General features: G+C 71.7%; 26 protein-coding genes and 2 tRNA genes. 21 read left to right on the top strand and 7 right to left on the bottom strand.

The genetic code is table 11. The features are described from left to right. Nucleotides 1-259 precede the first annotated feature (259 nt). The gene (locus G3I54_RS06680; RefSeq protein ID WP_164612084.1) at nt 260-1,402 is read left to right on the top strand and encodes a hypothetical protein; all 1,143 of its coding nucleotides are present in this window, start codon (nt 260-262) and stop codon (nt 1,400-1,402) included. On the opposite strand, the gene G3I54_RS06675 is transcribed toward G3I54_RS06680, so the two are convergent. Then, nucleotides 1,323-2,471: a M48 family metallopeptidase gene (locus tag G3I54_RS06675; protein WP_164612082.1), complete on the bottom strand. Its 1,149-nt coding sequence runs from the start codon at nt 2,469-2,471 to the stop codon at nt 1,323-1,325. The genes G3I54_RS06680 and G3I54_RS06675 overlap by 80 nt on opposite strands. Before the next feature lie 110 nt (nt 2,472-2,581). Between G3I54_RS06675 and G3I54_RS38880 the strand changes: the two genes are divergently transcribed. The 7 genes from G3I54_RS38880 (at nt 2,582) to G3I54_RS06650 (ending at nt 6,910) form a co-directional block, all read left to right on the top strand. Continuing rightward, nucleotides 2,582-2,734: a hypothetical protein gene (locus G3I54_RS38880; protein ID WP_003969217.1), complete on the top strand. Its 153-nt coding sequence runs from the start codon at nt 2,582-2,584 to the stop codon at nt 2,732-2,734. 84 nt (nt 2,735-2,818) lie between these two features. Then, nucleotides 2,819-2,980, top strand: a complete 162-nt coding sequence (locus tag G3I54_RS38875; RefSeq protein ID WP_032786345.1) for a hypothetical protein — start codon at nt 2,819-2,821, stop codon at nt 2,978-2,980. Nucleotides 2,981-3,017: 37 nt separating this feature from the next. Then, on the top strand, nt 3,018-3,635 hold the full coding sequence (gene nadD / locus G3I54_RS06670; RefSeq protein ID WP_030077827.1) for a nicotinate-nucleotide adenylyltransferase: 618 nt from the start codon (nt 3,018-3,020) through the stop codon (nt 3,633-3,635). A 19-nt stretch (nt 3,636-3,654) separates the two neighbouring features. Then, nucleotides 3,655-5,457: an LCP family protein gene (locus G3I54_RS06665; RefSeq protein WP_164612080.1), complete on the top strand. Its 1,803-nt coding sequence runs from the start codon at nt 3,655-3,657 to the stop codon at nt 5,455-5,457. 137 nt (nt 5,458-5,594) lie between these two features. Next, on the top strand, nt 5,595-6,026 hold the full coding sequence (rsfS, locus tag G3I54_RS06660; protein WP_006124372.1) for a ribosome silencing factor: 432 nt from the start codon (nt 5,595-5,597) through the stop codon (nt 6,024-6,026). Next, nucleotides 6,023-6,676, top strand: a complete 654-nt coding sequence (locus G3I54_RS06655) for a histidine phosphatase family protein (protein WP_164612129.1) — start codon at nt 6,023-6,025, stop codon at nt 6,674-6,676. The genes rsfS and G3I54_RS06655 overlap by 4 nt, the downstream gene beginning before the upstream one ends. A 161-nt stretch (nt 6,677-6,837) precedes the next feature. Then, a tRNA-Ala gene (locus tag G3I54_RS06650) sits at nt 6,838-6,910 on the top strand. A gap of 56 nt (nt 6,911-6,966) precedes the next feature. Here G3I54_RS06650 and G3I54_RS06645 read toward each other — a convergent pair. Beyond that, on the bottom strand, nt 6,967-7,461 hold the full coding sequence (locus G3I54_RS06645) for a helix-turn-helix domain-containing protein (RefSeq protein WP_164612078.1): 495 nt from the start codon (nt 7,459-7,461) through the stop codon (nt 6,967-6,969). A gap of 162 nt (nt 7,462-7,623) precedes the next feature. Between G3I54_RS06645 and G3I54_RS06640 the strand changes: the two genes are divergently transcribed. The 5 genes from G3I54_RS06640 to G3I54_RS06620 all read left to right on the top strand — a co-directional run bounded on the left by G3I54_RS06640 (nt 7,624) and on the right by G3I54_RS06620 (nt 9,602). Then, nucleotides 7,624-8,370, top strand: coding sequence for an SDR family oxidoreductase (locus G3I54_RS06640; RefSeq protein ID WP_164612128.1), 747 nt, complete (start codon nt 7,624-7,626; stop codon nt 8,368-8,370). 39 nt (nt 8,371-8,409) lie between these two features. Continuing rightward, nucleotides 8,410-8,766: a nuclear transport factor 2 family protein gene (locus G3I54_RS06635; protein WP_164612076.1), complete on the top strand. Its 357-nt coding sequence runs from the start codon at nt 8,410-8,412 to the stop codon at nt 8,764-8,766. Between the two features lie 205 nt (nt 8,767-8,971). Then, nucleotides 8,972-9,160, top strand: coding sequence for a hypothetical protein (locus tag G3I54_RS40125; RefSeq protein WP_343240278.1), 189 nt, complete (start codon nt 8,972-8,974; stop codon nt 9,158-9,160). 3 nt (nt 9,161-9,163) lie between these two features. Next, the gene (locus G3I54_RS06625; protein ID WP_003969224.1) at nt 9,164-9,397 is read left to right on the top strand and encodes a hypothetical protein; all 234 of its coding nucleotides are present in this window, start codon (nt 9,164-9,166) and stop codon (nt 9,395-9,397) included. A gap of 132 nt (nt 9,398-9,529) precedes the next feature. After that, nucleotides 9,530-9,602, top strand: a tRNA-Ala gene (locus G3I54_RS06620). A gap of 96 nt (nt 9,603-9,698) precedes the next feature. Here the strand turns inward: G3I54_RS06620 and G3I54_RS06615 are convergent. Both G3I54_RS06615 and G3I54_RS06610 read right to left on the bottom strand, forming a co-directional pair. Beyond that, complete coding sequence (locus tag G3I54_RS06615) at nt 9,699-11,276, bottom strand: NADH-quinone oxidoreductase subunit NuoF family protein (protein WP_164612074.1); 1,578 nt, start codon at nt 11,274-11,276, stop codon at nt 9,699-9,701. Then, the gene (locus G3I54_RS06610; RefSeq protein ID WP_164612072.1) at nt 11,273-12,904 is read right to left on the bottom strand and encodes a hypothetical protein; all 1,632 of its coding nucleotides are present in this window, start codon (nt 12,902-12,904) and stop codon (nt 11,273-11,275) included. The genes G3I54_RS06615 and G3I54_RS06610 overlap by 4 nt, the downstream gene beginning before the upstream one ends. 530 nt (nt 12,905-13,434) lie before the next feature. On the opposite strand from G3I54_RS06610, the gene leuS reads away from it, so the two are divergent. The 5 genes from leuS to G3I54_RS06585 all read left to right on the top strand — a co-directional run bounded on the left by leuS (nt 13,435) and on the right by G3I54_RS06585 (nt 22,168). Next, nucleotides 13,435-16,308 (top strand): leucine--tRNA ligase, encoded by a 2,874-nt coding sequence (leuS, locus tag G3I54_RS06605; RefSeq protein ID WP_164612070.1) that lies wholly within the window; start codon nt 13,435-13,437, stop codon nt 16,306-16,308. A 136-nt stretch (nt 16,309-16,444) separates the two neighbouring features. Then, the gene (locus tag G3I54_RS06600; RefSeq protein ID WP_164612068.1) at nt 16,445-17,263 is read left to right on the top strand and encodes a hypothetical protein; all 819 of its coding nucleotides are present in this window, start codon (nt 16,445-16,447) and stop codon (nt 17,261-17,263) included. A gap of 130 nt (nt 17,264-17,393) precedes the next feature. Continuing rightward, on the top strand, nt 17,394-18,239 hold the full coding sequence (locus G3I54_RS06595; RefSeq protein ID WP_164612067.1) for a DegV family protein: 846 nt from the start codon (nt 17,394-17,396) through the stop codon (nt 18,237-18,239). Between the two features lie 132 nt (nt 18,240-18,371). After that, entirely contained in the window at nt 18,372-19,562 is a 1,191-nt protein-coding gene (locus tag G3I54_RS39320; protein WP_239144259.1) for a ComEA family DNA-binding protein, read from the top strand. 47 nt (nt 19,563-19,609) lie between these two features. Further along, entirely contained in the window at nt 19,610-22,168 is a 2,559-nt protein-coding gene (locus tag G3I54_RS06585; protein ID WP_164612124.1) for a ComEC/Rec2 family competence protein, read from the top strand. A 92-nt stretch (nt 22,169-22,260) separates the two neighbouring features. Here the strand turns inward: G3I54_RS06585 and G3I54_RS06580 are convergent, their stop codons facing one another. Continuing rightward, complete coding sequence (locus G3I54_RS06580; protein ID WP_164612065.1) at nt 22,261-22,719, bottom strand: pyridoxamine 5'-phosphate oxidase family protein; 459 nt, start codon at nt 22,717-22,719, stop codon at nt 22,261-22,263. Nucleotides 22,720-22,828: 109 nt separating this feature from the next. Between G3I54_RS06580 and G3I54_RS06575 the strand changes: the two genes are divergently transcribed. Continuing rightward, the gene (locus G3I54_RS06575; RefSeq protein ID WP_164612063.1) at nt 22,829-23,728 is read left to right on the top strand and encodes an arylamine N-acetyltransferase; all 900 of its coding nucleotides are present in this window, start codon (nt 22,829-22,831) and stop codon (nt 23,726-23,728) included. Nucleotides 23,729-23,937: 209 nt separating this feature from the next. Further along, the gene (locus tag G3I54_RS06570) at nt 23,938-24,819 is read left to right on the top strand and encodes a YceI family protein (RefSeq protein ID WP_164612061.1); all 882 of its coding nucleotides are present in this window, start codon (nt 23,938-23,940) and stop codon (nt 24,817-24,819) included. 66 nt (nt 24,820-24,885) lie between these two features. On the opposite strand, the gene G3I54_RS06565 is transcribed toward G3I54_RS06570, so the two are convergent. After that, entirely contained in the window at nt 24,886-25,131 is a 246-nt protein-coding gene (locus tag G3I54_RS06565; RefSeq protein WP_164612059.1) for a hypothetical protein, read from the bottom strand. An 83-nt stretch (nt 25,132-25,214) separates the two neighbouring features. On the opposite strand from G3I54_RS06565, the gene holA reads away from it, so the two are divergent. Further along, entirely contained in the window at nt 25,215-26,201 is a 987-nt protein-coding gene (holA, locus tag G3I54_RS06560) for a DNA polymerase III subunit delta (protein ID WP_164612057.1), read from the top strand. A gap of 408 nt (nt 26,202-26,609) precedes the next feature. Here holA and rpsT read toward each other — a convergent pair whose 3' ends face one another. Further along, nucleotides 26,610-26,876, bottom strand: a complete 267-nt coding sequence (gene rpsT / locus G3I54_RS06555) for a 30S ribosomal protein S20 (protein WP_030077886.1) — start codon at nt 26,874-26,876, stop codon at nt 26,610-26,612. Nucleotides 26,877-26,962 lie beyond the last annotated feature (86 nt).

The raw sequence follows: 26,962 nt of genomic DNA, 5'->3' as shown, positions 1-26,962 counted from the left end.
TCGCCTCCTCGTGGGGCCCGCCCCCCCCGGCCCCCTGCCCCCCTGCCCCCTCGCGTCACCCGTTCGCCGACGTTCGGCCCCCGCCTGTCCGGCCGCCCACGCAGTTCCCGGCTGTCTCCGCGTTTACGCGGACCGCAATCGACCTACCCTGAAGATGTGACCCCTCGTTCCCAGGGGGGCTTCTCGCTGCCGGACGCCGCTCGGCCGAAGCAGACCGTTGCGCACCGAAAGAGCCGGTGTGGAGATCGGGAGAGAAGTCATGACAGGCCGCTCAGAACCGCCGGACGGCCCGCCCGAGAACCCCGCGGGCGGCGAGGACGAATACCGCTCGCTCGTCTTCGACGAATCGTTCATCCAGGCTGCCCGGATGCAGGAGTACTCCGCGCAGGAACGGATGGGCGAGCACGCCCGCGCCGTCCGCACCCTGCCCGAAGCACAGGTCACCGTCCGCAGCGGCGGCGGCTCCCGGGCCGCCATAGCCCTGGTCGTCCTCATCGCCCTGGCCTTCGCCGTGGCCGTCTACATCGGCTTCCGCAGCCCGTACCCCCAACCGGCCACCCGCCGCGCCGAACCCCTGCGGACCACCGTCGTCCCGCTGGCCCCCCGGGGCGCCGTCCCGGGCGGATCACCCGAGCGGCTGTACCGGGCCGAGCCGGTCTCCGGACACCGCACCGGCGCGGCAGGGATCAACTTCCCCTCGGTGGAGCGCACCCAGAACTTCTCCGACAGCCAGATCACCGCCGCCCTCGCCACCGTCAAGGACTACCTGGTGGAGTCGTCCCTGAACCCCGACGTCCTCACCGGCTCCGTACGCCGGCCCGTCGAGCACCTCCTCGACCCGGACCAGCGCGCCCAGTTCGAACAGAGCATGAGCGACCCGGCGGACGACGGGAGCCACGCCGCCACCGGCTGGCTGGTGCGCTTCGACCCGGAGCGAGTGGAGCTCGCGGACCCGCAGATCCGGGTCCGGGGCACCCTCCGCTACGAGGAGGAGGCGGCGGGCGTCCTCGGCGTCGTCTCGGACCACACCTTCACCTACGCCCTGCGCCCGGCGGACGGGCCCCACCGGGAGGACGGCGCGTCGCTGTTCACCGTGCGGCGCGAGCTGCACTTCCGCTTCGACCGCGAGGACCTGCGCCTGCACCGCCTGGAGGTGCGCACCGCCTATGTCCAGGCAGGGCCGCAGTCCTGCTCGGCCGACGCGACCGGGATGCTCCGCCCGCTCCTGGCCGGGGAGCGGGCGGACGCCCGTGGCCCCGCCGCCACCGACCCGTACGCCACGGGCCGGCCCACGGCGGCGCTGTGCGGGACCCTGTCGGGCGTCAGCTCCCCGACGGCCCCGAGCTCCCCGAGCCCTCCTCCGGGTCCTGAGGCCGACCGGACGTCCCGTCCCCGCCCGTAGCGGAACCGCCGGACGGGTCCTGCGGCCCGCCCTTCGCGCCGCCGGCTCCGGAACCGGTGAACTTGTCGCGCAGCTTGCCGCCCAGGTCTCCCGCGCCGCCGGCGATGTCGCCCACGAGCTTCATCAGCGGGTCCTTGCTGGTGCGCACCGTGTCCGCGTAGTGCGAGGCGGACTCCCGGAAGGAGTCGGTCACCGAGGTGTCCTTGTCCTCGTCGCGCCGCGGGTAGTGGCCGTCCATGATCCGCTGGAAGTCGCGGGTCTCCGACCACTTCTTCAGCTCGGCGGCCCGCACCGTGGTGAACGGGTGGGTCCGGGGCAGCACATTGAGGATCTTGAGGACGGAGTCGCGGAGGTCGCCGCCCTTCTCGTACTCGTCGGCCTGGGCGAGGAAGGCGTCCACGTTCATCTCGTGGAGGTGATTGCCGCCCGCGATCTTCATCAGACCGCGCATCGAGGCCGTGATGTCCTGGCCGACCAGCAGCCCGGCCCGGTCCGCGGACAGCTCCGACTTGCGGAACCACTCGCGCAGCGCCGTCACTATCGCCATGATCGCCACATTGCCCAGCGGGATCCAGGCGACCTTCACGGCGAGGTTGGTGAGGAAGAGCAGTATCGTCCGGTACACCGAGTGGCCGGAGAGCGCGTGGCCCACCTCGTGGCCCACCACCGCCCGCATCTCCTCCTCGTCGAGCAGCTCGACCAGGCCCGTGGTGACCACGATGATCGGCTCGTCCAGTCCGATGCACATGGCGTTGGGCTGCGGGTCCTGCTTCACGTACATCGGCGGGACCTTCTCCAGGTCCAGGATGTAACACGCGTCCCGCAGCATGTCGTTGAGGTGGGCGAACTGCGCGTCGCTCACCCGGACGGAGTCGGAGAGGAAGAGCAGCCGCAGGCTGCGCTCCGGGAGCAGCCCGCTGAGCGCCTTGAACACCGTGTCGAACCCGGTCAGCTTGCGCAGGGCCACCAAGGCCGAGCGGTCGGCGGGGTGCTCGTAGGCCCGGGAGGAGATCCCGGGGAATCGCCGGCGCTGCCTGCTCGGCACGTTCTCGTGACTGCTGTCGGTCATGGATGGCCCCCTGTTCGTACGAGACGTTGCTCGTCCCCCGGACAAAACCCAGCGTATGCGCTGGCGCTACGGTGTGCGGGGGGCTGTGGATAACTTTGAGGAGCGCCCGAATGCCGCACACCGCCGTACTGCTCGCCGCCGCGTCCGAGGAGCAGGGACCGGGCGACACCCTCCGGATCGTGCTGCTCGTCTCGATCCTCGGAGCGGTGCTGCTCGCCTGGTTCCTGCTGCGTGGATACCGCAACGACGACAACAACGACTGAGTCGCCGTGAGCGTGCCCGAGGGTCCCGCATACGATGTGCCTGACGTCTTCCTTCCGCCTCACGATCGATAGGTCCTGCCGAAGATGAGCCTCACGAGCACCGCACACGAGCTGGCCACCCTCGCCTCCGGAGGGGAGGGCGGCGGCAACCACGAAAGCCTCAACCCCTACCTCGTCGGCGGCCTGGCCTTCCTCGCGCTGATGTTCCTGCTGTGGGTCACCACCCGCTTCAACCGCGATCGCTGAGTCGAGGCGTACAGCTGTGCCAGTAGGCTCTGCACGCATGGGAGAGCAGGAAGTGCCTACCGGCCCCGGCAAGCGCCGTATCGGCGTGATGGGCGGGACATTCGACCCGATCCACCATGGACACCTGGTGGCGGCCAGTGAAGTGGCCGCCCAGTTCCATCTCGACGAGGTCGTCTTCGTCCCGACCGGGCAGCCGTGGCAGAAAAGCCACAAAAAGGTCTCCCCGGCCGAGGACCGCTATCTGATGACGGTCATCGCCACCGCGTCCAACCCGCAGTTCTCCGTCAGCCGCAGTGACATCGACCGTGGCGGACCGACGTACACCATCGATACCCTGCGGGATCTGCGCGAGGTCCACGGCGAGGCGGACCTCTTCTTCATCACCGGCGCCGACGCGTTGTCTCAGATCCTCACCTGGCGCGACGCGGAGGAGCTGTTCTCGCTCTCCCACTTCATCGGTGTGACCCGCCCGGGTCACGTGCTCACGGACGACGGGCTGCCCGAGGGCGGCGTCTCCCTCGTGGAGGTGCCCGCGCTGGCGATCTCGTCCACGGACTGTCGTGAGAGGGTCGCGCAGGGGGAGCCGGTCTGGTACCTGGTGCCGGACGGCGTGGTCCGCTACATCGACAAGCGCCAGCTGTACCGCGGCGAATGAGCCACGGAGAGGGGCACCGGTGAACGACCGACAGAACCCGTACGACCCGTACTACCAAGAGCCGCAGATCATCGGCTACGACGCGTACGGGCAGCCGGTCTACCAGCAGCAGGGTCAGCAGCAGTACGACCCGCAGGGTCAGCAGGGGCAGCAGGGGCAGGGCTACGACCCCTACGCCGCCCAGCAGGGCCAGGAGCACCAGGCCCAGGACGCCGGTTACGGCTACGACGCGTACGGCAACCCCCAGCAGCAGCACCAGAGTTACGACCCCTACGCCGGTCAGCACCAGGGCCAGGCGCCCCAGGCCCCCCCGACGCAGCACGGCCAGGGCGCCGACCAGGGGTACGGCTACGGCTCCTACACCGACTACGGCTACGGCACCGGGCAGCAGCCCGCCGCGGTCGACACCGGGCAGCACTGGACCATCCCGCAGCAGGGCGCCGCCCCCGCACCGGAACAGGCCCCGCAGCAGGCTCCCGTACCGCAGTCGCCGCAGTCGCCGCAGTCGCCGCAGGCAGCGGAGGCGGAGGCGGAGCCCGCGCTTCCGGGGCAGCGCAAGCCCGCCCCCGACTACCGCACCGAGCAGTTCTCGTTCATCGAGGAGCCCGACGAGGACTCCGAAGACGTCATCGACTGGCTGAAGTTCACCGAGAGCCGCAGCGAGCGGCGCGAGGAGGCGCGGCGCAAGGGCCGCAACCGGATGGTCGCCCTGATCGTCGTCGCCGTCCTCGTCGTCGTCGGCGGGGTCGGCTATCTGTGGTCCGCCGACATGATCCCGGGCCTTTCCGGCTCGGACGAGAAGAAGGCCGTGGCCGCAGGCGCCCAGCAGCGCGACATGATCGTGGTGCACCTGCACGACACGAAGAAGGGCGGCACCTCGACGGCGCTGCTCGTCGACAACGCCACCACCAAGCAGGGCACCACCGTCCTGCTGCCCAACTCCCTCGCCGTCGCGGGCGACGACGGAACCACCACCACGCTCGGCAAGTCCGTCGAGGACGACGGCAGGACCGGCACCCGGGAGTCGATCGACACCCTCCTGGGCACCCGGATCACCGGAACCTGGCGGCTGGACACCCCGTACCTGGAGAACCTCGTCGAGCTGGTCGGCAACATCGAGGTCGACACCGACACCGAGGTGCCCGGCGCGAAGAAGGGCGAATCGCCCCTGGTGAACAAGGGTGAGGGCCAGACGCTCAGCGGTCCGATGGCCGTCGCGTACGCCACGTACCGCGCACCGGGCGAGCCCGAGGCCAAGCAGCTGACGCGGTTCGGCGAGGTCATGCGGGCCACCCTGCGCAAGATCTCCGAGGACCCCAAGGCCGCCACCGTCACCATCGAGACGCTGCTCCAGGTGCTCGACCCGTCACTGCCCGAGAAGGACCTCGGCGCTTCGCTCGCCAAGCTGGCCTCGCGGGCCAAGGTCGGCGACTACAAGACGGCCCTGCTGCCGGTCCAGGAGGACGGCACCCTCACCGAGGCGGACACCCGCGGCGTCGTCAAGGACATCCTCGGCGGCACGGTGAAGGCCCCCGAGGCGGGCGCACCGCTCCGGGTCGCCGTACGCAACGCCACCGGCGACCAGAAGGCCGCGGAGGCCGCCCGGGTCCAGCTGGTCAACGGCGGTTACGCCTTCGTGGACAGCGGCAAGGCCGAGGCCGAGGCGTCGTCCGTGGTGCTCTACCGGTCCGCCGAGGACAAGGTGAAGGCCGTCGAGGTGGCCAAGACCCTGGGTCTCTCCGCGGGCGATGTGAAGAAGGGCGAGCCGGCCGCCAACGCCGATGTGTCCGCGGTCCTCGGCCAGGACTACAAGGTCCAGTAGCCGGTCCTGGGTCACCGGCCGACGCTCCGATGTCGGCCGGTGACCGCCGCGAAGGCGGCCGGCGAAACGCAGTAAGGCGCTGTCGGCGGTCCGTGAGACCCTAGAGGTTGCATCCGACCGCCGACGAAAGCCTGCATGTGACCGCCACGGACCGCTCCATCGAGCTCATCAACGCCGCCGCTCAGGCGGCCGCCGACCGGCTCGCGCACGACATCATCGCCTACGACGTCAGCGACGTGCTGTCGATCACCGACGCCTTCCTGCTGGCCTCGGCCCCCAACGACCGCCAGGTCAAGTCGATCGTCGACGAGATCGAGGAGCGGCTCCAGAAGGAGCTCGGCGCCAAGCCGGTGCGCCGTGAGGGCGACCGCGACGCCCGCTGGATCCTCCTCGACTACGTCGACATCGTCATCCACGTCCAGCACAGCGAGGAGCGCGTCTTCTACGCGCTGGAGCGTCTGTGGAAGGACTGCCCGGAGATCGCCCTCCCCGAGGACGCGGTCAAGACCCGTGGCAAGGCCGAGGAGCACGCACAGCTCAACGGCGGCACGGAAGGTGACCAGAGCTGAACGGCAGCAGCAGCGGCAGGGGCCGCAGGATCGTCCTCTGGCGGCACGGCCAGACGGCATGGAACCTGGAGCGCCGCTTCCAGGGCTCCACGGACATCGAGCTCACCGAGGTGGGCGTCGGGCAGGCCCGCCGCGCCGCCCGGCTGCTCGCCTCGCTGAAGCCGGACGCCATCGTGGCCTCCGATCTGCGGCGGGCGGCGGCCACGGCTGCCGAGCTGTCCGCCGTCAGCGGCCTCACCGTCGCCCATGACGCCGCGCTCCGTGAGACGTACGCGGGCGCCTGGCAGGGTCTGACCCACCAGGAGATCGTCGAACGCTTCGGTGAGCAGTACGCGGCTTGGAAGCGCGGAGAGCCCGTGCGCCGGGGCGGCGGCGAGCTGGAGACCGAGGTCGCCGACCGGGCGGCCCCGGTCGTCCTGGAGCACGCCGAGAAGCTTCCGGACAACGGCACGCTCGTCGTGGTCAGCCACGGCGGCACGATCAGGACGACGATCGGCCGCCTGCTGGGCCTGGAGGCGCACCACTGGGAAGGGCTCGGCGGACTGTCCAACTGCTGCTGGTCCGTCCTCGGGGAGGGTGCGCGCGGCTGGCGTCTGCTGGAACACAACGCCGGCACGCTCCCGGAGCCGGTGCTCGGCGACGACGACTAGTCGGCGCGGGCCGGGCCGGCCGCCCGCCGCCGGGAGGCCGTTGAGAGGCCGTTCGCGGGCCGTCTTCGGGCGGCCCGGGCCGGATTTCACTTTCCGGCAGGTCACAGGCTAAAGTTCTTCTTGTTCGCAGCGCGGAAACGCAGGGAAACACAGCGGACAGCGGGGCTATAGCTCAGTTGGTAGAGCGCCTGCATGGCATGCAGGAGGTCAGGAGTTCAATTCTCCTTAGCTCCACTCAAGACAGGAAAGCCGGGCACATCGTGCCCGGCTTTCCTCGTTCTCCGCCCAGTTCAGGCGGGTCGCCCAGGGGCTGCGTAGCGCGCCCGCATCTGCTCGCCCGCCGCAGGGCCGGAACGGAACGCGAATCGCGGGTCCGACACCGACAGGCCCGTGACGGGGTCGACCGTCACCGGCTCCACCTCGCGGCCGGTGTCGGTGTCGACGAGCACCATCGCGCGCTCGGACGGCGCCAACTGCTCGTTCCGCCACGCGGCCATCGCCACCAGGATCGGCCGCAGTGAGCGGCCGAAGTCGGTGAGCACGTACTCGTGCCGGACCGGTCGTTCCTGGTAGACGCGCTTGCTCAGGATGCCGTTCTCGACCAGCGTCTTGAGCCGCGTGGTGAGCATGCTGGAGGACAGCCCGATGTTGGCCTGGAACTGGTCGAAGCGGGTGTATCCGTCGAAGCAGTCGTGCAGGAGCAGGATCGTCCACCACTCCCCGACGTACGACATCGCCGTCGACAGCGGGCACTCCCGGTCCTCGACCCGGATGCGTGCGGGCACTCGAAATCCTCCTCGGATCGGTCGACCGGTCGGATTGTCGGCCGGTCGGACTGTCGGCGTTCGACGCCCCAGCCCCTCACTGCTAATCTAGCAGCCATGATGACTGCGAAAATAGAAGTGACTACCTCCGACGTGGAGCGCGCCCCGTCGGCGCCCCGGGCGATGGTCACGGGCGGAACCCGGGGCACCGGTGCGGCGGTGGTCCGCCACCTGCGGGAAGCGGGCATGGACGTCACCGTGGTGGCACGTACGCAGGGCGGCGGTGACGGTGATGGTGATGTGCGTTTCGTGCCTGCCGATCTGACCGACCCCGTAGCGGCCGGGGAGGCGGCGCGGCTGGTCCTCGCCGAGGGCGTGCCGGACGTGGTCGTCCACGTCGCGGGCGGGTCGCAGTCACCGTCCGGCGGCTTCGGCGTCCTGGGTGAGGCGGAATGGGCGCAGGAGCTGAACCTGAACCTGCTGTCCGCGGTGCGCCTGGACCGCGCACTGGTCCCGGCGATGATCGAGAGGGGCCGGGGCGCGATCATCCACGTGACGTCGATCCAGGCGCGCATGCCGTTGTGGGACGGCACCTTGGCGTACGCGGCGGCCAAGGCGGCTCTGCGCACCTACAGCAAGGGCCTGGCCGGCCAGCTCGCCCCGCACGGCATCCGCGTCAACACCGTCTCCCCGGGCGGCATTCGGACCGAGGGCGCGGACCACCTCGTCGACCGGCTCACCGAGAGCTTCGACGGCGACCGCGATGCCGCCTGGAATTCGCTCGTCGCCTCCTTGGGCGGCGTGCCGCTGGGCCGCTTCGCCACCCCGGACGAAGTCGCCGGCGTCATCGCGTTCCTGGCGTCGGATGCCGCGGCCAGCGTTCTCGGGGCCGAGGTCGTCGTCGACGGCGGCACCATCCGCACGATCTGACCGCCCGCACCGTCCGACCCCATCGAAACGGAGATTCCGATGAACGACTCCTTCACCGCCTACGACCCCGCGACCCTGCCCGCGCCGGTGGTCGCCTACCTCGACGCGCGGGACGAGAACCGCTACGCCGACGTCGCGGCCGTGTTCGCGGCGGACGCGACCGTCCTCGACGACGGGAAGACCTATGAGGGCATCGAGGAGATCCGTGCCTGGATCGAGAAGTCCTCGACCGAGTTCACCTACACCAGCACCCGCATCGGCCAGCGGATCGCCGACGACGGCCATGTGGTCGTGCGGGTGAGGCTGGACGGGAACTTCCCCGGTGGCACGGTCACCCTCCGCTACCGGTTCGCGCTCGATGCCGGGCTCATCGACGACCTGGCGATCGAGGTCTGAACACCTTGTCCGTGCGGCCCCAGGGGCTGTCCGGACAGGCCTTGGCCCCAGAACCGGTCCTCGGTGGCCTGGTCCTCGCGCCCTGAGCGCGAACCTTCCGCGGTCGATACCCGGACAGGTGGCGGTGAGCGGGCTGACCCCCTTGCGGGGTCATGGCAGAATCGGAACGCCGGAGGGGGCGACGTACCGATCGGGAGGGAGCGCGATGCCTGCGAGTCGCGAACACGTCCCCGACCAGCCCCTTGTCGCCGCCCCGCTCCCCGGTTCCGTACCGTCCGAAGATCGACCCCGTCTCGGCTGTCCGTCCTGCGGTTCGTCCCATGTGGCCCAGGTTCTGGGTGACAACGGAGGGGTCTCCTACGTGTGCACGGCCTGCGGCCACAGCTGGAGCTGACTGATGGGTGCACACAGGCGTAAGTGCGACTGGTGCGGCAGCGGTACGCCCATCGTCAGGGACATGGACCCGGTCAACGCGGAGTACCAGTATTGGTGCGAGGAATGCGCACGGGCGCTGATCATAAAAGGCGACCCCATCGAGACCTATCGGGAGCTGGAGGGGGAGCCGATCTACGGGCGGCTTCTGGAGGAGCACTGCACGCTCAAGCGCTTCTACTCCTTCGCAACCGCCTGACCTGCGGCTGACGGTCAATTGTCCGGGACGATTCGGGCATAACGGTGCGGACCGGAAACGATTTGGTGAAGCACCAGGGGGACCGTGTAATGTTCTCGATGTCGCCAAGGGAAACCGGGCGGCACACAGCGAGGGGCTATAGCTCAGTTGGTAGAGCGCCTGCATGGCATGCAGGAGGTCAGGAGTTCAATTCTCCTTAGCTCCACAGGATCGACAGTGAAGAAGCGGGCCACCCGGATCGGGTGGCCCGCTTCTTTTGTCCGCACCGGCTCCGACCTGATCGGTCGGAGCCGGTCGAAGGTCAGGCGCGGCCGCTGCCCAGTGCGCGCCGGCCCGTGGGCGGCAGGGCGGGTCGCTGTTCGGCCGGCGGTTGCTCGATACGGAGCGCCAGGGCGGGGCAGCGCCGTACGGCCCGCTGGGCGCGCCCGCGCAGATGCATCGGAACGGCGGCGTCCGCCAGCGTCGGATAGCCGTCCGGGCCCAGCCGGATGAGCTCGGGGACGATGTCCGCGCACAGGCCGTGGCCCTGGCAGAGCGTCCAGTCGACCGCGAGCTTCTCGCCGCTCGGAATCGACTCCTCCAGGTCCTGGTAGCCGGGTGCGGGCAGCGGCAGCACCCCGACCGTCTCCCGGCCGCAGCCGCCGTCCAGGACGTGTGCGGCGAGGTCGTCCGTGAACGCCGACAGGGTCGAGAGCAGGAACCGCGCGGAACCGTCCGGGTGTTTGCACGCCCCGCGGCCCTTCACGGCCTGGGTGACCTCGCGCAGGGCCTCCAGGGCGGCGGGCCCGCCGCCGTTCAGTACGTCGGAGAGCCCGCCCGCCGCGGCGGGGAGTCCCAGCTTGCACGGACCGCACTGCCCGGCGGTCTCGGCGGCCAGCCAGTTGGCTATCCGGAGGGACTCGCCGAGCGGGCAGGTGTCCGGCCCGATCGGCAGGATGGCCCCCGCGCCGAGCGCTCCTCCCACGGTGGCCAGGGACTCGCGGGAGACGACGGCGTTGTGCGAGGAGACCGCGTCGATCCAGTTGCCGTGGTAGCCGCCGGTCAGCACTCCCTGGGGGAGCGGCGGGGCCCCGGCCAGTTGCAGGACGTACCGCAGCGGCACCCCGGTCGGCACCTCGATGACCATCGGCCGGGCCACGGCGCCGGAGACGGTGAGCAGGACGGTGCCCGGTTCGCCCGGCAGGCCGGTGTGCCCGTAGCGGCGGGGTCCTATCCGGGCGGCGACGGCGAGCTGGGCGTACGTCTCCGCGTTCGACAGCAGAGTCGGGGCGCCGCCGACCCCGGTCTCCGCCGCCCGCTCGCGCCGGCCCGGTGGCAGGGCCGGTCCGCCGTTCGCCGCCCGGATCACCGAGGACGCCTCGCCCGAGACCATGCGCTCCGGGGTGCGGACCACACGGGCGCGCAACTGCTGGCCGCGCCGGTCGGAGAGGCCGCGTTCGGCGAGGGCGGCCCGTACGGAGATCTCCGTGGAGTTTCGGGTGACGGCGACGACCAAGGTGCGCGCGCCCAGGGCCTCGGCGGCCAGCAGTGCACCGTCCAGGATCAGGTGCGGGGCGCGGTTGAGCAGGACGGTGTCCTTGCGGCAGGCGGGTTCGCCCTCGCTGCCGTTGATCACCACGACCGGCCGCACCCCGCGCCGGATGGACGCTTTCGCCACCGCCCGCAGCTTCTTGCCGAACGGGAAACCGGCGCCGCCCCTTCCGCGCAGGGAGATCGCTTCGGCCAGTTCGGCCAGCCGCTCGCCGGTCATCGGCTCCAGCGGCCCGTGCACCTTGAGGTGCATGGCGAGGTCGAGCCGCTCCACCAGGTCGAACCCGGTGGTCAGTTGCGGCAGTCCGACGACGCGGACCTCGGGCACATCGGGGAGGGGGACGTTCACGGTCGGTCTCCTGCGGGTGCGTGCCAGGGTTCGCCGGCCGGGGGCGCGGTGAACGGCCCGGCCTCCGGCTCGGCGCGGGGCGCGGCGAAGGGGGACGGGGAGGGTGTGGGAGCGGGGGAGGTGAAGGGAGCGGTGGTGGTGCTGTCCGGCCCGGCGGCGGACGCCGTTTCGTGGGAGGCCCCGGAGGAGGGCGGTGGCGGGGCGGGCTGGGTGTACGCGGCCGGGGCGCTGCCGTACTCCGACGTGCTGCCGCGCTCCGGAGCCCCGTACGTCGGTGTTCCGTACTCCGAAGCCTCGTACTTCGGTGTCCCGTGCTCCGGAGTGCCGTATTCGGGCGTGCCGTATTCCGGTGTGCCGTAAGAAGGCGTCGCGTACGTGTGTTCCTGCGGGGTGTACGTGGGTGGCTCCTGCGGGGGCGGGCCGTGGTGCGCCTGCGCGGGGGGCGCGGGGGACGGTGAGGGCCAGCGGCTCTCCGGGGGGAGCGAGGGGCCGCCGCCGAGCGAGACGGCGCGGTATCCGGCCGCTATGCCCGGACCCGGGCCCGGCCCCCGTCCTTGCCCCGGCGTCTTCCTCCGCCCTCGGCCCGACGGGGCTGCCGGGCCCGGCAGGTCCGACAGGTCCGACAGGGTCGGCAGGTCTTCGGGGTCGTCCGGAGGACCGAAGGCGATGCGGTCGGCGCTGCGGGGCGGAGGCTCGTACAGCGGCGACCGCGACCCGTACAGCGTCTCCGTCGGCGCCTCGTGCAGCCCGCCGGGGATCGCCGTAGGAGGAGGCGAGGCCGGGGGTATCGGCGCCGACAGGGTGCGCGGGCGCACCGGCGTACCCCGTACGTCCCGGTCCGGTTCGCTCCAGGCGGCCGGGTCGGACCAGGGCTCCGCGCCGGCCGGTGAGGACTCCCGCAGGACCGGATCCGGGGCGGTCGGCGGGCCTTGGCCCAGCAGTTCGGAGATCCGGTCGGCGATCCGCCGCTTCGTCGGGCGTGGCAGCAGCCGCAGACACAGTGCGCCGGCGACTCCGGCGAGGCAGAGGCCGTACATCACGACGACCCAGGTGGCGGGCGCACGGCCCGCGTACAGGCCGTGGATCAGCGCGGCGCACCAGGCCGGATAGGCCAGCGCGTGCAGGGCGCGCCACCGGCCCGCGATTCCGCCCGTGTCCCGGGGCGAGGCCAGCGACTGCCCGAGCCGGGCGGCCTTGGGGGAGGGTTGGGCGAAGGCGCTGCGCAGGGCGCCGGTCGCGGCCGTGACGACCATCAGCAGCCCGGCCAGCGAGCCGAAGCCGATCAGCCCCGCCGTGCCGGTGACGCCGAGGCCGAAGGGTATGAGGGCGCCGATCAGGGCCACATGCCCGAGGGCCACCTTCACGGTTCCGTGCAGCAGCAGGAAGCCGAGCGAGGCCACGGCGGTGGCCCGGTGGATGCCCTGGCAGACGATCCGCTGGCGGGTGGAGAGGAACAGCCGGTCGGTGGCCAACAGGCCCCAGGCGACGGCCGCGCTGAGCGACACCAGCGACAGGACGCCGGTGGTGAAATCCAAGGTGGCGCGCAGCTCGTCGCTCCCTGCGACGGCAAGAAGAGGGACGAAAACCAAGGCGGTGACGGTCAGGCCGCCCTGTACCGGCCGACTCATTGCGGGGTTCATGCCGGTGGATACGCGGATCTTGCGATGAGGGTTCATGGGGGCGACTCCGAATAGTTCGGCAAAGCGGTCCCGTTGCCGCATGCTAGGACGCCCCATACCAACCAGTACGGGCTTTGCTCGGTTGCCCCGATAGAGGTCGGTACGCGGAGTAACCCCGCTTCCCGGGCGTTCCCGTCGTCCCGTCCGTCGCCCCAGGGCTTCGCGGAAACCTCATCGGAGGTCCGCCGAAAGCACATCGCTCACCCACAGAAACATCATGTTTCAGCTACGGAGAGCGACGAATAGGCGATGAGATTCCGGCCCGCGCGCGCGATGACCGCACTCCGGTTACTCCCCGCTGCCTTCCGGGCTCGTGCGGTACCCTGACGCCATGCGTGCCGTACGCCTTCTGCTTAGCGAGCCGCGCTGAACAACACCGACCGGTGAGAACGCCTGGTCGGAGTCAGCGCGGCGTCCCCTCCTGTGCGAGGGGATTTTTCGTTTCCCGGCAGATGACGATCGATGGAGCTTTGAGGATCATGAGCGAGACGAATTCCGCAGCCGAGACGGCCGCGCCGCACCGCTACACGGCGGCGATGGCCGCCGACATCGAGGCACGCTGGCAGGACTTCTGGGACGCGGAGGGGACGTACGAGGCGCCGAACCCCACCGGTGATCTGGCGGGCGACCCGGAGCTGGCCGCCAAGCCGAAGAAGTTCATCATGGACATGTTCCCGTACCCCTCGGGTTCGGGCCTGCACGTCGGACACCCGCTGGGCTACATCGCCACCGATGTCTACGCCCGCCACCAGCGGATGACCGGCCACAACGTGCTGCACACCCTGGGCTTCGACGCGTTCGGCCTGCCCGCCGAGCAGTACGCCGTCCAGACCGGCACACACCCCCGGGTCTCCACCGAGGCCAACATGGAGAACATGAAGGTCCAGCTGCGCCGGCTGGGTCTGGGCCACGACAACCGCCGCTCCTTCGCGACGATCGAGGCCGAGTACTACAAGTGGACGCAGTGGATCTTCCTGCAGATCTTCAACTCCTGGTACGACACCGAGGCCGACCGGGCCCGCCCGATCGCCGAGCTGGTCGAGCAGTTCGAGAGCGGCACGCGCGCGACCCCCGACGGCCGTGAGTGGAGCGCGCTGAGCGCCACCGAGCGCGCCGACCTGCTGAGCCAGTACCGCCTGGCGTACGCCTCCGACGCACCCGTCAACTGGTCGCCGGGTCTGGGCACCGTCCTGGCCAACGAGGAGGTCACCGCCGACGGCCGTTCCGAGCGCGGCAACTTCCCCGTCTTCAAGGCCAAGCTGCGCCAGTGGAACATGCGCATCACCGCCTACGCCGACCGGCTGCTGAACGACCTGGACGCGCTGGACTGGCCCGAGGCCATCAAGCTGCAGCAGCGCAACTGGATCGGCCGCTCCGAGGGCGCCCGGGTCGAGTTCCCGGTGGACACCGCGGGCGGCATCACCGTCTTCACCACCCGCCAGGACACCCTGTTCGGCGCGACCTACATGGTGCTGGCGCCCGAGCACGACATGGTCGAGCGGATCATTCCGGCCGCCTGGCCCGAGGGCACCCACCCGGTGTGGACCGGCGGCCACGCGAGCCCGGCCGAGGCCGTCACCGCGTACCGCAAGCAGGCCGCCGCCAAGTCCGATGTCGAGCGGCAGGCCGAGGCCAAGGACAAGACCGGTGTCTTCACCGGCGCGTACGCGACCAACCCGGTCAGCGGCGAGAAGGTCCCCGTCTTCATCGCCGACTACGTCCTGATGGGCTACGGCACCGGCGCGATCATGGCCGTACCGGCGCACGACGCACGCGACTTCGCCTTCGCGCGCGCCTTCGAGCTGCCGATGCGCTGTGTCGTCCAGCCGTCCGACGACCGTGGCACCGACCCCGCCACGTGGGACGACGCCTTCGGCTCGTACGACGCGAAGCTGGTCAACTCCGCGAACGAGGAGATCTCGCTGGACGGCCTGGGCGTCGTCGAGGCCAAGGCCAGGATCACCGACTGGCTGCAGGAGCACGGCGTCGGCGAGGGCACCGTCAACTTCCGGCTGCGCGACTGGCTGTTCAGCCGGCAGCGCTACTGGGGCGAGCCCTTCCCGATCGTGTACGACGAGGAGGGCATCGCCCACCCGCTGCCCGAGTCGATGCTGCCGCTGGAGCTGCCCGAGGTCGAGGACTACTCCCCGCGCACCTTCGACCCGGAGGACGCGACCGCCCAGCCCGAGACCCCGCTGTCGCGCAACGCCGACTGGGTCAACGTCACGCTGGACCTGGGCGACGGTGCTGGTCCGCGGAATTACCGTCGCGAGACCAACACCATGCCCAACTGGGCCGGTTCCTGCTGGTACGAGCTGCGCTACCTGGACCCGACCAACGACCGTCAGCTGGTCGACCCGGAGATCGAGCAGTACTGGATGGGCCCGCGCGAGGGCCAGCCCACCGGCGGTGTCGACCTGTACGTCGGCGGCGCGGAGCACGCCGTTCTGCACCTGCTGTACGCGCGTTTCTGGTCCAAGGTGCTGCACGACCTGGGGCACATCTCCTCCGCCGAGCCGTTCCACAAGCTGTACAACCAGGGCATGATCCAGGCCTTCGTCTACTACGACAGCCGGGCCATCCCCGTTCCCGCCGCCGAGGTGGAGGAGCGCGACGGCGCGTTCTACTACGAGGGCGAAAAGGTCAGCCGCGTCCTGGGCAAGATGGGCAAGTCCCTGAAGAACGCGATCACGCCGGACAAGATCTGCGCGGAGTACGGCGCGGACACCCTGCGCCTGTACGAGATGGCGATGGGCCCTCTGGACGTGTCGCGCCCCTGGGACACCCGGGCCGTGGTCGGCCAGTACCGGCTGCTGCAGCGCCTGTGGCGCAACGTGGTCGACGAGGAGACCGGCGAGGTCACGGTCGTCGACACGGAGCCCGGCGAGGACACGCTGCGCGCCCTGCACAAGGCCATCGACGGGGTCGGCCGGGACCTGGAGGGGATGCGGTTCAACACCGCCATCGCCAAGATCACCGAGCTGAACAACCACCTGACGAAGGCCGGCGGCCCGCTGTCGCGCTCGGTCGCGGAGCGGCTGGTCCTGCTGATCGCCCCGCTGGCCCCGCACATCGCGGAGGAGCTGTGGCGGCGGCTGGGCCACACCGAGTCGGTCGTCCACCAGGACTTCCCGGTGGCGGACCCGGCGTACGTCGTGGACGAGACCGTCACCTGCGTCGTCCAGATCAAGGGCAAGGTCCGGGCCCGCCTGGAGATCTCGCCGTCCATCACGGACGAGGAGCTGGAGAAGCTGGCCCTGGCCGACGAGGCGGTCGTCGCGGCGCTGGGCGGGGCCGGGATCCGCAAGGTGATCGTGCGCGCGCCGAAGCTGGTGAACATCGTCCCCGCGTGACCCCTCTCGTACGCGGTTAGGGCCATCCCCTACGGGCAGGTTGGGGGTTCCGAAGGAACCCTCGGCCTGCCCGCTCCGTTTACGGTGGAGGGGGCGACCGGTACCGGCAGCCGCATCGAGACACCGAGGGGCACTCATGACAGCCGCGATCACGATCCTGGCGCTGCTCTTCGTCGCGTTCGTCGCGTTGGGCGTCTTCGTGACGGTGAAGGCCGTCGGCGCCGCCAAGCGAGGCGTGGACCGCACGATCACCCAGGCCCGTCGCACCGTGGAGGACACCACGCTGCGGGCGAAGAGCTTCGGTCAGCCGGGTGTCGCGGGCGAGCTCGCACAGCTCCGGCTCGCTCTGCGCACCTCGATGCGGGCCACCCAGGACGCCCTGCACGCCGGTGTCGCCGAGGACGCTTCCCTGGCGGAGTCGGTGGGCCTCTTCCGGCGGCTCAGCGCGCACGGCCTCGAGCTGGACGACGAGCTGAAGAGGCTGGAGCGCGAGCCGGACCGGGCGACGGTCGCCGGCCTGCTGCCCAAGCTGAGGGAGCGCACGCAGCGGATCACGCACTCGGCCGACTCGCTGCGCTGGGCGGCCCGCGACCGGGCGCGGCAGTTCGCCGACGACGACCTGGACGCGCTGAACGCGCAGATCGACATCGAGGCCGGCGCGCTGCGGCACTGGACCGTGGACGAGCCGTCGCAGGCGTCCGGCACGGGGACGCCCGGTGCCGGGGCCTCCCGCACCGGGGCCGACGGCACGACGTCGGGCCATGGCCCCGGCGGGACGGACTGGCCCGAGCCGGCCGCCTCGGCGGGCCCCTCGGCCGGGAACAGCAGCACGGCGGACGAGGCCTGGGCCGGACCGGCCCGCGAGGAGAGCCCGCAGGCCATCACCGCACCGGACCCCCGGTCGCGCACGACCTACCCCTGGCAGAAGTCGACCCGGCCCGAAACGACGAACTGAGCACCTTCGCCGACTCCCGGCACACGTACGACCGTACGAACCGGCCGGATACGTTCCGAAGCGGCCATGAACGATCAGAGGACCGGGGCCGGGCTGCCGCACTCCCACCACGCCAGGTAACCTCCGGCTCATGTCCCGCCATGTCGCTATCGTCACCGATTCAACGGCCTACCTGCCGCGCCCGACGATGGAACGGCACGGCATCACCGCAGTGCCGCTGACCGTCGTCCTGGGCGATCAGGCGCTGGAGGAGGGCACGGAGATCTCGGCCCGCTCGCTCGCCCTGGCTCTGCAGAAACGCCACTCCGTGACCACGTCCCGCCCCAGCCCCGAGGTCTTCGCCGAGGCCTACCGGGCGGCTGCCGCGGGCGGGGCCGACGCGGTGGTTTCGCTGCACCTGTCGTCGGAGTTCTCCGGCACGTACGACGCCGCGCTGCTCGCGGCGAAGGACGCCCCCGTCCCGGTGCGCGTGGTGGACACCGGCATGGTCGCCATGGCCCTGGGATTCTGTGCTCTCGCCGCGGCGGAGACCGCCGAGGCGGGCGGCGGCCTGGACGAAGCGGTGACGGCCGCGGAGAAGCGGGCCGCGGGTACCTCGGCGTATTTCTATGTCGACACGCTCGACTATCTCCGCCGGGGCGGTCGCATCGGCACGGCACAGGCCCTCCTGGGGTCCGCGCTGGCGGTGAAGCCGATCCTGGAGCTCGACGGAGGGCGGATCGAGATGCTGGAGAAGGTACGGACGGCCTCCAAGGCCATCGCCCGGCTGGAGGAGATCGTCGCCGATCGGGCGGGCACGGCCGCGGTGGACATCGCCGTCCACCACCTCGCCGCCCCGGAGCGCGCGGAGCGCCTGGCCGAGCGGCTGCGCGAACGCGTGCCCGGTCTGGTCGACCTCCATGTCAGCGAGGTCGGCGCGGTGATCGGGGCGCACACGGGGCCGGGGCTGCTCGGCGCGGTGATCTCGCTGCGGTGAGCTCGCGCGCTGAGCTCCTGTGCTGCCGATCTTCACTCCGTGGAGTGGCCGAGTTGTCCACAACTGCCGGGCTGTCCACAGGAATCGGTGCTGCTCAGCGGGTTCGGGCGGATGTGCCTAACGTCGTGAGGCATGGCCCTCCGATCTCCTCGGGCATCGGCTCCCGATGTCCTCTCCGCCACTGTCCTGTCGTCCGACTCATCGACTTCGTCCACGCCTACATCCACGCCCACGTCTGCGCCTACGGTCCCGTCTCCGCCTGACCCGTTGTCGGGGCGGAGGCCCCTGCGGGTGCGGCGCGGTGCCGGTACGCGCCCGAGCGGACGGGCGGGTGCCGGTCCTGGTGCTCGTTCCGGTGCGCCACGCCACGGTGGGCGGCCGTCCGCGCGGGGGCGTTCCGCGCTTGCCGCGGCGGCCGCGCGTCGTCGGGCGGATGCGCTGATGGCGGGCGCCTCCGCGCTGGGGAGCGATGCCGCATCCGCGCCACCGGTACGTGAGCCCGCACCCGTATCCGTGCCCACGCCCGCACCCGAGATCGTGGGGGAGGTGTCCGGTGGTGCGTCGAGGGTGCGCCGTGCCGTCTCGGGTGTCCGGGAGCGGTTGCCGCTGTGGGTGCGGCTCCGGTGCGGGATGGCACCGCGTACGCCGGTGGTGCTCGGCCTGGTGCTGCTCGCCGCCGTGACCCTCGCCGCGTTCCACTTCTGGTCCGCGCGCCCTCAGGCCGTGCGTGCGCCGGAACCGGTCGCGGACGAGGCGGCGGCCCCCGCGTCGCCACCGGATCCGTTACGGTCCGGCGTCCCCGATCCGGTCCCACGTCCGGCCGCCGGGGCGTCGCCCGTCGCGGGCGAGGGTGCGCAGATCGTCGTCGATGTGAGCGGCAAGGTGCGCCGGCCGGGCGTCCGTCGGCTTCCGGCGGGCTCGCGGGTGGCGGACGCGCTCGAGGCGGCGGGCGGTGTGCGGGCCGGCACGGATATGACCGGACTCAATCGGGCGCGGGTCCTGATGGACGGTGAGCAGGTCGTCGTGGGGCTGCCACCCGGCCCGTCGGCCTTCGGGGCGGCCGGTGGTGGAGGCACCGGAGGAGCCGGGGCCGATGGGCCGGCCGGTGCGCCGGGCGGGCCCGGGCCCTCGGCGCCGCTGAGCCTGAACACGGCGACCGCGGAGCAGCTCGAAACCCTGCCGGGGGTCGGGCCGGTGCTGGCCCAGCACATGATCGACTACCGCACGGAGAACGGCGGCTTCCGGTCCGTCGACGAACTCCGGCAGGTCAACGGGATCGGCGACCGCCGCTTCGCCGACCTTCAGCCACTCGTACGGCCATGAGCGGCCCCGAGGCCCGGCTCGCCACCCGGGGCGCGGGGGCGGTGGACATGGGCGTCGCCGGAGGCGATGTCGGCTCGCGTCGGGAGGGGCCCACGGATCTGCGGCTCGTCCCGCCCGCCCTGGCGGTCTGGGCTGCGGCCGCGGTGACCTTGGGGCTGCCGGGGCGGTGGGCGGCCGCCGTGACCGTCGCCTGTGCGGTTCCGGCGCTCGTCCTGCTGGTGGCGGCCGCGCGCACCTCCCGGGAGGCGAGGGCCGCCGGACGACCCCGGGGTGTTGCCGCCGCCGGGCGGGCCGGGAGTGTCGCCGCTGCTGGGCGGCCCCAGGGCGTTGCCGCTGCCGGACGGGCCCGGGTTGTCGCCGCCGTGGGAGCCGTGCTGCTGTGCGCGGCTGCGGGCGCGGCGGTGGCCGGGCTTCATGGGGCCGATGTGCGGCGCGGTCCCGTTCCCGGGCTGGCTCGGGAGTACGCGCGGATCGACGCCGATGTACGGGTGACCTCGGATCCCCGGACGACCCGCCCGGCGGTACGCGGCAACCACAGCACTCCGGCTCTGCTCCTGATCGACGCCGAAGTCATGGAAGTCAGGGGAGTGCGGACGTCGGACGGCCCGGGCACCCGGGTCCGTACGCCGGTGCTGCTCATGGTCGCGGCGGGCGATCACCGGGCGGAGTGGCAGAAGTTGCTGCCGTCCACCCGGCTCCGGCTCAGTGGCAGGCTCTCACCTCCGGCGCACGAGGGCGAGCGCATCGCGGCGGTCCTGCGGGTGGACGACAAGGGGGCGCCCCGGATCACAGGGCCCCCGACGTGGATCCAGCGCACGGCAGGGGAGCTGCGCGCCGGGTTGCGGGAGGCGACGGGCGGTCTGCACGCGGATGCTCGGGCGCTGTTGCCGGGGCTGGTGGTCGGTGACACCTCCAGGGTCCCGTCCGAGCTCCACGACGCTTTCAAGGCGACTGACCTGACGCACTTGTTGAGCGTTTCCGGTGCCAATCTGTCGGTGATTCTCTTCCTGCTCGTCGGGCCTCCGGGGGCGGCGCTGAGCGCCGAACGACGCGGCCTGGCACCCATGTTGGGGCTTTCCCTGCGGGGGACCGCGGTGATCGGCGGTGCGCTGACGCTCGCCTTCGTCGTCGTGTGCCGTCCGGATCCGAGCGTGCTCCGCGCGGCGGCCTGCGGTCTCATCACGCTCCTCGCCATCGGGACGGGCCGCCGGAGATCCCTGATCCCCGCCCTGGCGGCGGCGGTCGTCCTCCTGGTGCTCTACGACCCCTGGCTCGCCCGGAGTTACGGCTTCGTGCTGTCGGTCCTGGCCACCGGTGCGCTGCTGACGCTCGCGCCGCGCTGGAGTCTCGCTCTGCGGGCGCGGCGGGTGCCGGGCAGGCTCGCCGAGGTGCTGGCCGCGGCGGCGGCCGCGCAGGCCGTGTGCGCACCCGTGGTGGTGGTCCTGGCCTCGCGGGTCAGCCTGGTGGCGGTGCCGTGCAATCTGCTGGCGGAGTTCGCGGTGGCGCCGGCGACGGTGCTCGGGTTCGCGGCCCTCGCCGTCGCCCCGATCGCCCCGCCGGTGGCCGGCCTGCTGGCCTGGATCGCGAGCTGGCCGGTCCGGTGGATCGCCGCGGTCGCCCGCACGGGGGCGGGCCTTCCCGGGGCGGAGGCGCAGTGGCCCGGAGGGTGGACCGGTGCGGCGCTGCTGGCCTGTCTCACGGTGGCGTGCGTGCTTCTCGCCCCGAGGCTGGCCCGACGCCCCTGGATCTGCGCGGCCACCGGGCTGCTCCTCGTGCTGGCGGTGCTGCGGCCGGTTCCGCTGACCCGGATCATGACCGGATGGCCGCCGCCGGACTGGGCGTTCGCGCTCTGCGATGTGGGGCAGGGCGATGCGATGGTGCTCGCGGCGGGGGAGGGCACGGGCGTGGTCGTCGATGCCGGGCCCGACCCTCGCGCCGTCGACCGGTGCCTGCGCGATCTCGCGGTGACCCGGGTCCCGCTCGTCGTCCTCAGCCACTTCCACGCCGACCATGTGCGCGGGCTGCCGGGCGTGCTCCGGGGCAGGGCGGTGGGGGCGATCCAGACGACGAGCCTTCAAGAGCCCCCGGAGCAGGCCGCGTTCGTGCGGCGGACGGCGGCCGCGGCGCGGGTTCCGACCGTGCGGGCCGTGGCCGGTGAACACCGCCGGGCGGGCCCGGTCGACTGGCAGGTCCTCTGGCCGCGCGACGGGCCCGGGGGAGCGGGGGCGGCGGCGGTGCGCGAGCCGAACGACTCCAGCGTCACCCTGCGCGTACGGGCGGCCGGAGGGCTGACGCTGCTGCTCCTCGGGGACCTCGAACCCCCGGCCCAGCGGGAGTTGCTGCGCGGTCGGGAGGGGTTGGGTCCGGTGGACGTCCTCAAGGTGGCCCACCACGGCTCGGCCTTCCAGGACGCCGCGTTGCTCCACAGCGTACGGCCGAGGCTGGCGCTCATCTCCTGCGGCGCGGACAACCCGTACGGCCACCCCTCGGCCCGCACGGTGGGCGCCCTCAGGGCGGCCGGGGCCCGGGTCCTGCGCACCGACACCGACGGCCCGATCGCGGTGACGGGCACCGGGAAGGAGCTGCGGGCGGTGGGTCGGTCATGACACCGCCGAAATCCGCCCCGCTCGCCGCCCTGCCCGCCACCCCGTCCGCGCCCTGCCGGCCGCCTTGCCCGGCGGCGGCCGGATCGCGCGGGTCAGGCCAGCCACTCCCCGGCGAGCATCAGGTCGCGGCCGGCGATCTCGTTCGACTCGCGCCAGGCGCGCACGGTGTGGGGGGTGATGCGCATGAACACCCAGGTGGGGGCGGGCGGGTTCCATCCGAACTTCGCGACGAAGGCGTCTCTCGTCGCGGTGGGCAGGTCCGTTTCCTCCAGGATCCTCGCGTCGCCCTCGATCAGCACCACATCGCGGGTGGGGCCGAGGGTGATCCGGATCGGTCCGGAGGGAGTCACGTTGACGGCCGTCGGATTGGTCCGCCGGGTGCACATCAGCAGAGTGCCGATGTCGTCCTCCCAGAGGAACGACAGCGGCACCAGGGTGGGCAGGCCGTCCCGGGACGCCGTGGCCACCCATGCGTCCTCGTCCTGTCGCAGGTGGTCCATGGCGTCCTGCTTGCGCTGTTCGCGGCTGCGCGGGGGATCGTAGTCGGTCATGCCCGACACGCTAGAGGGCGATCACCGCACAGTGCCTCGGGCAAGGGGCCTCGGGCAGGAGTCCTAGGACCTGCGGTCCTCGCGCCCGGAGCGGGCGCAGACTTGGGCCATGACCTCGCAGACACCCACGACGCCCGGTGCCTCCGTCCCGGAACCCGGCAGGGGCGACGGCGGCATCACCGCCGCCGTCGACGCCTATCTCACCCGGATCGGCGCGCACCGGCCGGTGCGCGCCGACGGCGAAGCGCTGCGCGAACTCCAGCACCGGCATCTGCTCGCCGTTCCCTTCGAGAACCTCTCGGTCCATCGGGGCGAGGACGTCGTCCTGGAGGAACGGGCGCTCATGGACAAGGTGACCGGCGGGCGCGGCGGCTTCTGCTACGAACTGAACGGCGCGTTCGGGGCGTTGCTGCGCGCGCTCGGCTTCCGGGTGGACCTGCTCCAGGCCCGGGTCTTCGGCGACGGCGGCCGGCTGGGCATTCCGTTCGACCACATGGCGCTGCGGGTGGAGACCGAGGACAGCACGGGTCCGTGGCTGGCGGATGTCGGATTCGGCGACAACGCGCTGCGGCCGCTGGCACTCGACGTCCGGACGGAGCAGGAGGATCCCCGGGGTGTGTTCCGGCTCCGCGAGGCGCCGCAGGGGGACCTGGATCTGCTGCGCGGGGGCTCGCGGCAGTTCCGGCTCGACCTGAGGGCGCGGACGCTGCCGGAGTTCCGGGGCGGGGCCTGGTACCACCGCACGTCGCCGGACTCGTCGTTCACCCGGTCCCTGGTGTGCTCCCGGTACACCGAGACCGGGCGGGTGACGCTGAGCGGACGGGCCCTGGTCACCACGGTCGGCGGAGAGCACCACCGTACGGAACTGGCCACGGACGAGGAGGTGCTCGCCGCCTACCGGGACCACTTCGGGATACGGCTCTCGCGGGTTCCCGAGGTCCGGAAGGCGGTCGGCGTGCCGGGGAGCGCCGCACCCGCCGGTGCCGACGCGAACGTCCCGGACGAGTGATCCGTACCACCGGAACAGGTAATTCGGACCTTCGGTAACACCTGTGCACAGCTCGTCACACCTCCGTACAAGACCCTCCCAGGCCCTCCGTTTGCCTCGAACGCCGCAACAGTGATCGAATGCATGCTCGTCGGCGGGCCGCTGATCCGACGAAGACGTCCATCTGTCAGGGCCCCGAAGTGCGAAGCGCCCCTGGGGGTACGTAAGAGATGTTCGGCCGTTGGCTGGGAAGCAGAGGCCAGGCGGGTGGGCGCGGTGGGGCCCTCGCCGGATTCCAGGTACCCCGTACCGCGGGCGTGCTCAGCTGCCGGGTGCTGGACCCGGTCAACGAACCGGTCCAGCAGGCCGAGTTCGTCGTGACCGACAGCGCGGGCCGCAGGGTGACGGGCGGCGAGACGGACCCCTTCGGCGGCGTTCTCGCCACGGTCCCGGCCGGTGACTACCGGCTGGCGATCACGGCCGAGGGCTTCACCCCGTTCCACGGGGCGGCGACGGTGGCCGAGGGGGCGCACGCCACCCTGGGCGACGTGACACTCCAGGTGGCGCAGCCCCCGCAGCTGCCCGACCCCGGCGACTGGGACATCGAACCGAACCACTCGCAGATCGGCTTCACCGCCCGGCACATCGGGCTGGCCCGGATCCACGGCAGGTTCAACACCTTCGCCGGGGCGGTCCGGATCGCCGACCGCATGGAGGACTCCGCCATGCACGTGGTCATCGACGCGGCGTCGATCGACACCAATGTGCAGATGCGCGACGACCATCTGCGCTCCGGCGACTTCCTCGACGTCGGCCGCTACCCGACGATGGAGTTCTACAGCGAGCGCTTCGTCCACCGGGGCGGCAGCCGCTGGGGCGTCACCGGAGCGCTGACCCTGCACGGCGTCAGCCGTACCGTGACGCTGGACACCCAGTACCTCGGGATCGGCAGCGGCCTGGAGGGCGAGACGCGCGCCGCCTGCCGGGCCACCACCGAACTGCACCGCGAGGACTTCACCCTCACCTGGCAGACGATGCTGGCGCGCGGGATCGCGGTGGTGGGGCCCAGCATCGTCATCGACCTGGACATCCAGATCGTTCCCAAGGGCTGAGCAGACCCGGTCGTCGCCGGGAGCCGGGCCGCCGGATCGTTCCCTTGGCGCCAGGTCGGCCGGGCGCTACGGTTTCTCCAGCCAGCCTTCGTACTCGGCCGCGAACGCGTCGAGCGCGACCGGGTCCAGGCGTCCGGTCCCGTCCTCCACGACCACCAGCCACTGGGCGTCCTCGGCGTCGTCCTCGCCGGCCAGCGCGTCCCGTACGAGCTGGGGCTCCTCGGCGACCCCGAAGCGGTCCGCCAGCTCCTCGGCCACCTCCTCCGCGGAGTCGCGGTCGGGCAGCACCAGTACATGTCTCACATCGCTCACCCGGACATTCTCCGGTACGGGGGTCCGTGGCCCGCGCCCTGGGCCGTGCGGGCTGTCAGTGGGGCGTGGGATGCTGGATCGCGATGGCCACCAGGAAGAATTCCACCGACGATCCGCTCGCCCCCCTCACCCTCGCCGTGGGCCAGGAGGACCTCCTCCTGGACCGTGCGGTGCAGCAGGTGGTGGCGGCCGCTCGTGCTGCCGACGCCGACACGGACGTACGTGATCTGGCGTCCGACCAGTTGCAGCCCGGCACGCTCGCCGAGCTCACCAGCCCCTCGCTCTTCGCCGAGCGCAAGGTCGTGATCGTGCGCAACGCGCAGGATCTCTCGGCCGACACGGTCAAGGACGTCAAGGCGTATCTCGGCGCGCCGGTCGAGGAGATCACACTCGTCCTGCTGCACGCGGGCGGGGCCAAGGGCAAGGGGCTGCTGGACGCGGCGCGCAAGGCCGGGGCGCGGGAGGTCGCCTGCCCGAAGACCACCAAGCCGGCCGAGCGGCTCTCCTTCGTACGGTCGGAGTTCCGGACCCACGGGCGGTCCGCGACGCCGGAGGCCTGCCAGGCGCTGGTCGACTCCATCGGCAGCGATCTGCGGGAGCTGGCCAGTGCGGTGTCCCAGCTGATCGCGGACGTCGAGGGCACGATCGACGAGGCGGTCGTCGGGCGCTATTACACCGGGCGGGCCGAAGCCTCGTCGTTCACCGTCGCCGACCGGGCGGTCGAGGGGCGTGCGGCGGAGGCGCTGGAGGCGCTGCGGTGGTCGTTGTCGACCGGGGTCGCGCCCGTCCTGATCACCAGTGCGCTGGCGCAGGGCGTGCGGGCGATCGGGAAGCTGTCCTCCGCGCGGGGCGGGCGGCCGGCCGATCTGGCGCGGGAGCTGGGGATGCCGCCGTGGAAGATCGACCGGGTGCGGCAGCAGATGCGGGGGTGGACGCCGGACGGGGTCGCGGTGGCCCTGCGGGCCGTGGCTGCGGCGGATGCGGGGGTGAAGGGCGGGGGGGACGATCCTGAGTACGCCTTGGAGAAGGCCGTCGTCGTTGTTGCGCGGGCCGCGCGGGCTGGGCGGTAGGCGGTTTCCGGGGCGCCTTGGCCCGTTGCCCGTTGCCCGCCGCTCGCCGCTGGTGCGGGGGCCTGTGGTCGCCGGTTCCGTCCTCAAGCGCCGGACGGGCTGGGTGTGCGCGGGGGCGGGCTTGCCAGGGTGTGCGGGCCCTCGTGATCACCGGTTCCGTCCTCAAACGCCGGACGGGCTGGAGTGGGCCTCGTGCGCCCGGATGGGCTGGAGCGGGTCCGTACGTGCGGAAGCCCCGGGCTCGATCTGGGGAGATCGGGTGACCGGGGCTTTCGCGTCATGCTTGGGTGCGCCGCACCCGCGTGGCGAACGCAGGTTCGGTGTGCGGCGCGGGGTGCCGGGCAGGGGCGGGAGAGAGGGCCCGCTGGTCCGTTCCGGCGATCACATCAGTGAGCTTCGGGAAGAAGCTCAGGCCTGCAGGGCGGCAACCTTGGACGCCAGCGCCGACTTCTTGTTGGCGGCGGCGTTCTTGTGGATGACACCCTTCGAGACAGCCTTGTCGAGCTGACGGGAGGCGTCGCGGACGGCCGTGGTGGCCTTCTCGACGTCACCGGCAGCGGCGGCCTCGCGGGCCTTGCGGATCGCGGTCTTGAGCGACGACTTGACGGCCTTGTTGCGCAGGCGCGCCTTCTCGTTGGTCTTGTTCCGCTTGATCTGGGACTTGATGTTCGCCACGAAAGAGCCTTTTCAGGTTCGTTGGATCTTCTAGGTGAGCCACGCCGCTCGTGAGAGCCACGAGGCACAGCTGTCCACGGTAGCAG

Source organism: Streptomyces sp. SID14515 (assembly GCF_010548505.1).
Lineage (GTDB): Bacteria > Actinomycetota > Actinomycetes > Streptomycetales > Streptomycetaceae > Streptomyces > Streptomyces caviscabies.
The sequence above is the reverse complement of the archived record's forward strand: the minus strand, read 5'-3'. Positions and strand labels throughout refer to the sequence as shown.

What these genes read in the sequence shown, in the direction of transcription:
- holA (WP_164612057.1), top strand. Translation starts at nt 25,215, where the DNA reads ATGGCCACCAGGAAGAATTCCACCGACGATCCGCTCGCCCCCCTCACC.
- leuS (WP_164612070.1), top strand. Translation starts at nt 13,435, where the DNA reads ATGAGCGAGACGAATTCCGCAGCCGAGACGGCCGCGCCGCACCGCTAC.
- G3I54_RS06580 (WP_164612065.1), bottom strand. Translation starts at nt 22,719, where the DNA reads ATGACCGACTACGATCCCCCGCGCAGCCGCGAACAGCGCAAGCAGGAC.
- G3I54_RS06585 (WP_164612124.1), top strand. Translation starts at nt 19,610, where the DNA reads ATGGGCGTCGCCGGAGGCGATGTCGGCTCGCGTCGGGAGGGGCCCACG.
- G3I54_RS06610 (WP_164612072.1), bottom strand. Translation starts at nt 12,904, where the DNA reads ATGAGTCGGCCGGTACAGGGCGGCCTGACCGTCACCGCCTTGGTTTTC.
- G3I54_RS40125 (WP_343240278.1), top strand. Translation starts at nt 8,972, where the DNA reads ATGCCTGCGAGTCGCGAACACGTCCCCGACCAGCCCCTTGTCGCCGCC.
- G3I54_RS06680 (WP_164612084.1), top strand. Translation starts at nt 260, where the DNA reads ATGACAGGCCGCTCAGAACCGCCGGACGGCCCGCCCGAGAACCCCGCG.
- G3I54_RS38880 (WP_003969217.1), top strand. Translation starts at nt 2,582, where the DNA reads ATGCCGCACACCGCCGTACTGCTCGCCGCCGCGTCCGAGGAGCAGGGA.
- G3I54_RS06600 (WP_164612068.1), top strand. Translation starts at nt 16,445, where the DNA reads ATGACAGCCGCGATCACGATCCTGGCGCTGCTCTTCGTCGCGTTCGTC.
- G3I54_RS06640 (WP_164612128.1), top strand. Translation starts at nt 7,624, where the DNA reads ATGGTCACGGGCGGAACCCGGGGCACCGGTGCGGCGGTGGTCCGCCAC.
- G3I54_RS06575 (WP_164612063.1), top strand. Translation starts at nt 22,829, where the DNA reads ATGACCTCGCAGACACCCACGACGCCCGGTGCCTCCGTCCCGGAACCC.
- G3I54_RS38875 (WP_032786345.1), top strand. Translation starts at nt 2,819, where the DNA reads ATGAGCCTCACGAGCACCGCACACGAGCTGGCCACCCTCGCCTCCGGA.
- G3I54_RS39320 (WP_239144259.1), top strand. Translation starts at nt 18,372, where the DNA reads ATGGCCCTCCGATCTCCTCGGGCATCGGCTCCCGATGTCCTCTCCGCC.
- G3I54_RS06635 (WP_164612076.1), top strand. Translation starts at nt 8,410, where the DNA reads ATGAACGACTCCTTCACCGCCTACGACCCCGCGACCCTGCCCGCGCCG.
- nadD (WP_030077827.1), top strand. Translation starts at nt 3,018, where the DNA reads ATGGGAGAGCAGGAAGTGCCTACCGGCCCCGGCAAGCGCCGTATCGGC.
- G3I54_RS06675 (WP_164612082.1), bottom strand. Translation starts at nt 2,471, where the DNA reads ATGACCGACAGCAGTCACGAGAACGTGCCGAGCAGGCAGCGCCGGCGA.
- G3I54_RS06595 (WP_164612067.1), top strand. Translation starts at nt 17,394, where the DNA reads ATGTCCCGCCATGTCGCTATCGTCACCGATTCAACGGCCTACCTGCCG.
- G3I54_RS06570 (WP_164612061.1), top strand. Translation starts at nt 23,938, where the DNA reads ATGTTCGGCCGTTGGCTGGGAAGCAGAGGCCAGGCGGGTGGGCGCGGT.
- G3I54_RS06625 (WP_003969224.1), top strand. Translation starts at nt 9,164, where the DNA reads ATGGGTGCACACAGGCGTAAGTGCGACTGGTGCGGCAGCGGTACGCCC.